At 57.0% G+C, this 1,780-nt stretch carries 2 protein-coding genes; both read right to left on the bottom strand.

Annotation, left to right across the window (positions count from 1 at the left end):
• Positions 1 to 108: 108 nt before the first annotated feature.
• Entirely contained in the window at positions 109 to 1,023 is a 915-nt protein-coding gene (gene argF, locus Q7T06_RS06670; protein WP_304782280.1) for an ornithine carbamoyltransferase, read from the bottom strand.
• A gap of 109 nt (positions 1,024 to 1,132) precedes the next feature.
• Positions 1,133 to 1,780, bottom strand: a 648-nt coding sequence (gene rsgA, locus Q7T06_RS06665) for a ribosome small subunit-dependent GTPase A (protein WP_304782277.1), incomplete at its 5' end; no start/stop codon positions are given.

The raw sequence follows: 1,780 nt of genomic DNA, 5'->3' as shown, positions 1-1,780 counted from the left end.
ATGCCTACTTTTTGATTGACTGGAACGGACTGGAGTATGGTCGACATGATTTCTGCTTCGCGTGTTTTGAATGTGATTGTGGTTCAGATGGAACTGGGCGGATAAAAATTAACTGAGCTTGCCCAGGACGAGATATTCGAGCAGCGCCTTTTGCGCATGCAGGCGATTTTCCGCTTCATCCCAGACCACCGACTGCGGGCCATCGATGACTTCGGCGGAGACTTCTTCACCGCGGTGCGCCGGCAGGCAATGCATGAACAGCGCATCCGGTTGGGCGCGCCGCATTTTTTCTGCATCGACGATCCAGCCATCGAAGGCTTTCAGGCGTGCGGCGTTTTCTTCCTCGAAGCCCATGCTGGTCCAGACATCGGTCGTGACCAGATGTGCGCCTGCGCAGGCGTCCGATGGCGAGGCGTACAGCGTGTAATGCGTATTGTCGGCCGCGACCAGCGCCGGATCGATTTCATAGCCTTTGGGCGTCGAAACGCTGACATGGAAATCGAAAACCTGGGCCGCCTGCAGCCACGAGTACAGCATGTTGTTGGCGTCGCCTATCCATGCCACCGTCTTGCCCTTGATGGAGCCGCGATGCTCGATGTAGGTAAAGACATCGGCCAGTACCTGGCAGGGATGATGTTCATTGGTCAAGCCGTTGATCACCGGCACGCGCGAATTGGCGGCGAAGCGCTCGATGATGTCCTGGCCGAAGGTGCGGATCATGATGATGTCGCACATGCGCGACATCACTTGCGCCGCGTCTTCCACCGGTTCACCGCGGCCGAGCTGGCTGTCGCGCGTGTTCAGGTAGATTGCGGCGCCGCCGAGCTGGTGCATGCCGGCTTCGAATGACAGGCGGGTGCGGGTCGAGTTTTTTTCGAACACCATCACCAGCGTGCGGTCTGCCAGCGGGTGGTAGGGCTCGTAATTCTTGAATTTGCGTTTGATGACACGGGTGCGTTCGATCACATGCTCGAATTCATCCAGCGTCAAATCGGAAAATTGCAGAAAGTGTTTGATTGCCATAATTGAAAACGGCGGCTAGGTTGGCGCCTGCCGCCGAATGTTGTAACTGCTTCAATTATAAGGGATTTCGCTACAAAAGCCAGCGATATGGCCGCATGTAGACTGCTGTTTAATACAGCTTTTGCGATGATTCATGCAATAACTGCAAGTACAGCGCATGCCGCATCGGTGCAATGTCACCGGCTGCGAGGGCGGCGCGGATCGCGCATTCCGGCTCGGTGACGTGATGACAATTATAAAATTTGCATTTCCCCAGATAGGCTTCGAACTCCGGGAAAGCGCGCTCCAGCATGCCTTCGGTCAAATGATAGAGGCCGAATTCCTGGAAGCCCGGCGAATCGATGATCGTCGTGTGCGCGTCTATGGTGTACAGGCGCGTGAAGGTGGTCGTGTGCTTGCCGGTATCGAGCGCGGCGGAAATTTCACGCACGGCGATATCGGCATCCGGCACGATCAGGTTGATGATCGATGACTTGCCCATGCCGGATTGGCCGATCAGGATAGTCGACTGGCCGGTCAGCAAGGGCATCAGTGCAGCGACGGTTGCTTCCGGTTGCGCGGTGGCCGACACTTCGTGCACCGGGTAACCAAGTCCGGCATAGAAGGCCACGCGTTGGCGGGTTTTTTCCAGCGATGCGACGACGTCTATCTTGTTCAGGATCAGATGCACTGCAACGCCGGCGGCTTCCGCTGCCACCAGCGAGCGCGACACCAGATCGTCGGTGAAGCCTGGTTCGGTTGCCACCACGATGAAGAG

This window comes from Herminiimonas sp. (genome assembly GCF_030645555.1).
In the GTDB taxonomy this organism is placed as follows: Bacteria; Pseudomonadota; Gammaproteobacteria; order Burkholderiales; family Burkholderiaceae_D; genus Oxalicibacterium.
The sequence above is the reverse complement of the archived record's forward strand: the minus strand, read 5'-3'. Positions and strand labels throughout refer to the sequence as shown.

Coding starts and splice junctions, on each gene's coding strand:
- argF (WP_304782280.1), bottom strand. CDS start 1,023: ATGGCAATCAAACACTTTCTGCAATTTTCCGATTTGACGCTGGATGAA.